The 1,890-nt window shown below is 47.2% G+C and carries 5 protein-coding genes; all 5 read right to left on the bottom strand.

Annotated features, from left to right (window positions below; genetic code table 11):
* Positions 1-331: phosphoadenosine phosphosulfate reductase domain-containing protein (locus tag V7D78_RS16850; protein WP_333609613.1), on the bottom strand; the 331-nt coding region annotated here is incomplete at its 3' end.
* Positions 328-540 carry a hypothetical protein gene (locus V7D78_RS16845; protein ID WP_333609612.1) on the bottom strand — a complete coding sequence of 71 codons (213 nt, stop codon included), beginning with the start codon at positions 538-540 and terminating at the stop codon, positions 328-330. The genes V7D78_RS16850 and V7D78_RS16845, both read right to left, overlap by 4 nt.
* A gap of 204 nt (positions 541-744) precedes the next feature.
* Positions 745-1,215, bottom strand: a complete 471-nt coding sequence (locus tag V7D78_RS16840) for a hypothetical protein (protein ID WP_333609611.1) — start codon at positions 1,213-1,215, stop codon at positions 745-747.
* Positions 1,208-1,447, bottom strand: a complete 240-nt coding sequence (locus tag V7D78_RS16835; protein WP_333609610.1) for a hypothetical protein — start codon at positions 1,445-1,447, stop codon at positions 1,208-1,210. The genes V7D78_RS16840 and V7D78_RS16835 overlap by 8 nt, the downstream gene beginning before the upstream one ends.
* Positions 1,448-1,628: 181 nt before the next feature.
* A partial coding sequence (locus tag V7D78_RS16830; RefSeq protein WP_333609609.1) for a hypothetical protein occupies positions 1,629-1,890 on the bottom strand: 262 nt, incomplete at its 5' end.

Genomic DNA, 1,890 nt, shown 5'->3' with positions numbered 1-1,890 from the left:
TCATTACTGTTGGCGCGCCGTATTTTCTCATTAATTGCGCAAATGGCCCGCCAATCATATCGTGATCGCACTGCTCAAGCGGAACTACTTTGTAAGTGTGACCAACCCCAACCGGTTGATTAAAGTCCCCTCGCAAACAAGTAAGCTCAATTCCAAAATACTCAACACACTTCTTAATAAACTCATAAGTCTTTGGATGCTCTGCGCCGGTATCCATGAAAATATATTCAACATTACCTTGCCACTCGCCAGACTTGCGAATCCGCTCGATAAGATAAACCATATAGGCGCTAGTCCTGCCGCCTGAAAAACTGACTACGTGATTAATCAAAACATCCTCCCCATCAGCGTAACAATAGCATGGCGCTCTGCCGGGCTTGCTGATATAAAATCACCCAATGCGTTATATGTTCCTATATCGCGCGTGGCGGCTCTCAACTGCCTGGCAGTATTAAGCATTGCCTCTTGCTGGTTTCGCTGCTCTATGCGCGCTATGGCGCGACTGAGGCAGATTGTTAGTGCTTCGGGTTTGCCTGTCATGGTTTACCTCCTAAATTCTGTACGATTCGCGCTTATCAACGGGCAGCTCAAACCACTTACCGAACAAGCGCCACTGGCGGCGGCTTATCGACCTAAAAGGGCGCTCATTCCATGTATGTCTGTTAAGTATTATTGGCCCTAAATACTCGTGATAATCAAACGTAACGCCCTTGTAGCGGTATCGCTTACCATCTGAAACAAACATCACTCACCACCCTTGATTTTACAGTGCGTGTTACTGTCTTTTAGCCAGCCTGCGGGTTTGGCTTGCTGGCGTAGTTGCCTGGACAAACCCGATAGGTATTCCACGCTAATTTCAACACCGTTATAAAATTCTTTTGACTTTGTTTGAAAATGCTGAGGAAGTCTTTTTAATAAATCAACGGAATACTCAACCGCTTTAGCCGCCACCTCAGCATCATGGGCTGCAAGGCATTGGGCAGGTGTTGCATCAATGGCGTCTTGCATTGTTTCGATAGTGTTCGGCACATTAATACAGTTAACAACAAACATATCAATACCGAGCTGGCAAGCAGCGCGCAACACCTCAACCTGCACAACCAGAGCATCACGCTCGGCGGTTAACGTTTTGGCATTACGAATGAACTCATCCATCTTCCATTCGTCGGGACGCTCAGCCCTCCACATTTCTAACTCATTAGCCAGCTTAATCATAATCTCGCTCCCCACGTATATACTCAATCGCTTCGTTTTCCAAACATTCAAAATCAGCCTCACTGATTAAATCGGTAATATCAGCGCCATTAAGCAGCACCTCAATCTCAACCTGCTCTGGCTCGTCTGGCATCCAATCGTCAATATGCCCACGACTACCGTTTTGATATGGTGTGTAGCTCAGAACGTTTACGGTAACATCTTGCTCGATGCCGTTTATTTCTAATGTCATTTTCATAACCAATGTCCTATCATGCCAAGTATTAACGCGAATACGATGATAACAACCCACACGGCAATGCCCGCTAGGATTGTCTCAAATGGCGACTCAAAATCGTCCGGGCTTTTGTGGAACAGCCAGTAAGTAGCACGACGCCACAGGCGAACAATGCCGCACGGTTTAGTAGTTGAGCTCATTTCATCACCTCTGTTAAGTAGTCAATGACTTGGCTGATGATTTCGGGCCGGGCGACCCACATGCATAAAATAATGGCCACGGTACACGCCACCCAGAATGCAGTCTGTGCCATGTTGTACCAAAACTCTTCCTGTGGCGTTGGGCGCAGTGGCTCCCATGTATCTTGGCAAATGTCATAACAGTCGGTACAGCCTTTACATCGTTTCATGTCGTTCTCCTGATGATTACCCGGACAGTGTAGCACCGTCCGGGCTGGG

The sequence above is a fragment of the Arsukibacterium sp. genome, assembly GCF_036735525.1.
GTDB lineage: Bacteria > Pseudomonadota > Gammaproteobacteria > Enterobacterales > Alteromonadaceae > Alishewanella.
The sequence above is the reverse complement of the archived record's forward strand: the minus strand, read 5'-3'. Positions and strand labels throughout refer to the sequence as shown.